Source organism: Pseudomonas sp. GM84 (genome assembly GCF_000282535.1).
In the GTDB taxonomy this organism is placed as follows: domain Bacteria; phylum Pseudomonadota; class Gammaproteobacteria; order Pseudomonadales; family Pseudomonadaceae; genus Aquipseudomonas.
Window position 1 is genome coordinate 1 of the sequence record NZ_AKJC01000151.1, and the last position, 2478, is coordinate 2478.

General features: G+C 59.8%; 1 protein-coding gene and 1 pseudogene. Both read right to left on the bottom strand.

Annotated elements, in window-relative coordinates; translation table 11 throughout:
- Positions 1-360: pseudogene (locus tag PMI38_RS13290) on the bottom strand (DUF6708 domain-containing protein); the annotation flags it as partial.
- The coding region (locus PMI38_RS13295) for a T6SS effector BTH_I2691 family protein (RefSeq protein ID WP_008094732.1) at positions 360-2478 on the bottom strand (2119 nt) is incomplete at its 5' end. The gene PMI38_RS13295 and the pseudogene PMI38_RS13290, both read right to left, overlap by 1 nt.

Sequence of the window (2478 nt, forward strand, 5' to 3'; positions counted from 1 at the left end):
GAAGTAGTCTGAGCCCGTCAGTAGTTCGCCATCATGTCGACGGCCTGAGATGAATTTCGAAATGGATACATTCGAAAAAATTGCGAATGCGTAGAAAAGCATTCCATAGAAGCAGCCAGCGAAAAATGTAATTACGCCTCGTTTCTCATCACTCGGCGTGCGAAGATCGATGTATTGCTCGGTGTAGGAGTAGAGGGAGTTGTTATCGTAGACTTTTTCGGAGACAGAATCGCCCACGCCTTCCGGAGCATGGAGTTCCGTTTGCCCCGGCTGAGGCTGTTGCTTTTCGTATGCTTCACGGTCTTCTTCGTAAGTGCTCAGGGTTTTAGACCATTGAAAGCCGCGTTCCAGAAAATACATCAGAGTGTGCTCCTAATGGCATTTTGCAGAATTTCAATTTCCCGTTCTTCAGTGTCGGCAATGCCATTGCTACGGTTCTTGCGGAATGTGCAATGGTCCAGATACCGTTGCAAGGCATCAGGCAACACGAAGATTTCAACCAGAACCAAAGACAAGATGACCAGATTGAGCCCGAAGAAGAGTCGAAGCATGGGCACCATGCGCGTGGCCAGGGAGCCAGAGATTTGCGCGCCTTTTTTTATTAAAGTGCCAACGATGGGTTTGCTGCCGTATTTCTTTAGAAGATATTCAAAAAGCGGGTGTGCAAGTCCCAAGCCGACTGAAGTCGATAACGAAGCTGCGCCTACTTGGGTAGCGGCGCGTAGGGCATAGAAACCCGCTATCGAGTGCTTATCGAGTTCAAAGTTTTCGTAAGCATCTTGGATGTCATACCACGCCCCTACCGCGGCGGCAGCTCCCGCCAAAATGCCCGCCGTCAACCGCAAGCCACTGCTGAACACCTTGGCACCTTGCTGCACGGCCGCATTGCTGCTTCGCCCGGCCAATGTCACCGCCGTCGCCCCCAGTTCGACGCCGGCAGCGGTCAGCGCCACCACTGCCGCCACCGCTTCGACGTATTCCCGGCTGTTCTTGTCGGCCACCGCGAGCTTGTTGTAGAGGTTCCACAGCTCCAGGAACACCAGCACTTGACCCAGGCGCACTTCCGCCATCGGTCCCTTTGTCCCTCCGCGTAAGGCCTCGTCAAAGCTGCGATCGATGGCCCGGTCCAGGCGCGCCTTCGTGCCCCGACTCAGTGTTTTGCCGTCACGCAACTCCAGTTGGAAGTGCTCGGCAAAGCGTCCCAGCCGTGCATGGATCGCGGCGGCGACCGCCTTGTTGAACGGCTTGTCCACCAACGTGGCAAGCTTGCTCTGGAACAGCGAGTTGCCCAGGGTATCGACCAGCAGGGCACCACCGACCAGGTAGCTGGACGGCGGTCCTGCCGTCGCGTCCGCCAGCGAATCCAGCAAGGCGTGGCTCTTGTCGTAGAGGTCGGCCAACTTCTTCAGCCGGGTCTGCAGGGCCGCGGGGTCGAGAAACGCCAGGGTGCCTTGATCACCGAAGAGCCTGGCCACCTCGTCCTCGATGACTTCCTGGTTCTGCGTCAGTGACCGCCAGAACAGGTTTTCCCGCGACACCCCCGCCTGACGCCAGCGTTCGAGCCACTGCTCGCCGGCCGCCGTGCCGTTCATGCCGACCAGGGCCTTGCCCATCTGGTCTTCGAACAGCAGGGCGTGCTCCGTGTCGTTGGGATCGAACACGTCGAGCGCAACAAGCAACTGTTCGCTTTGCAGCCAGCGCAGATGGTCCGGAGCACGTGCATTCTTGGCGGCGTCGGCCCTGTCGACTTCATCGTGGTAGCGCCGGAGAAAGCTCTGGCGCATGTCGTCGTTGATGTACTTCGCGTACTTGTCCCAGCTTTTGCTGCGGCTGGCCTTCGCGGCAGCCTCTTGCACCTGACGCTGATGCGCCGGGTTGCGAAACGTCTGGTAGCCACGGTAGGACTGCGCGACCGCATGCCGATTGCTCATCTGGTACTCGGGGTCGCTGTAGCGCACGCCGATGCCTTCCTGGCCCTTGTAGTAGCTCTGCTCGGCTTCATCCTCCACGAGCTGGCGGATGTTCTCGAGGGCGAAGGCGATGGTGAACTTGCGCTGATTGCTGAGCTGCTCGCCGTCCTCCCGCGCCATGAAGGCTTCCAGTGGCTCGCTGCTGGCGTTGCGCCAGGCGTTGAGTTCCTGGACGAGGCCGAGCGCATCGTCGAGCACGATGGCGGCGCCACGTGGCGCCTTGCGTCCACCGGACGGCATCATTTCGGCGAACAGCGCCTGCTGCGGTGGCAGGTAGGTGGAGAAGGCCTGGGCCTTCAGCTGGCGCGCAAGGTCGGGCTTGTCCGCTGCGGCAAAATCGGCGATGAGGTCGAGCTCCGCGTACGTGAGCACATTGTCCAGTTGCGGCGGCGAGGGCGAAGCCAAGCGGACAATGTCCACCGCGGTCATGCTGTCCCGGTACATCGTCAGCGCCCGGTAGCTGTCCCGTCTGGCCTGGGTCAGCGGCGCCGCGCTGTAGAGAAAGCGC